The sequence below is a fragment of the Bacillus sp. Au-Bac7 genome, assembly GCF_021341655.1.
GTDB lineage: Bacteria > Bacillota > Bacilli > Bacillales > Cytobacillaceae > Niallia.
The window spans coordinates 1-321 of sequence record NZ_JAJTTG010000062.1 but is presented as its reverse complement, the minus strand read 5'-3'; the positions used below and the strand labels follow the sequence as shown (position 1 = coordinate 321).

Below are 321 nucleotides of genomic sequence, written 5' to 3'. Positions count from 1 at the left end.
TAATTAACTAGTAGATTATTCCAAAAACGAGGTTTCTAGCCGTTCCTGTCTTAAAAAGAATAAAGAATAATGATAGATCAAACTAAGAAGAAACAATATGCTCGTGTTAAAGGTTTTTTCTACTATTTCAATCTTTATGATAACTAGTGAATGACTGAGATTACGAAAAGACAACATATAAAATGAACAGCAAAAAAGGACCGCCTGAAAACCAGGCAGTCCCTTTCCAAAAGGTACGCAACCAATTATTGAAGTAATTGAAGTACGCCTTGTGGTTGTTGGTTTGCTTGTGCAAGCATTGATTGAGCTGCTTGTGCAAGA

General features: G+C 34.9%; 1 protein-coding gene. It reads right to left on the bottom strand.

Annotated elements, in window-relative coordinates; all coding sequences use genetic code 11:
- Window positions 1–245 precede the first annotated feature (245 nt).
- A partial coding sequence (locus LXM54_RS28660; RefSeq protein WP_442780554.1) for a flagellin occupies window positions 246–321 on the bottom strand: 76 nt, incomplete at its 5' end.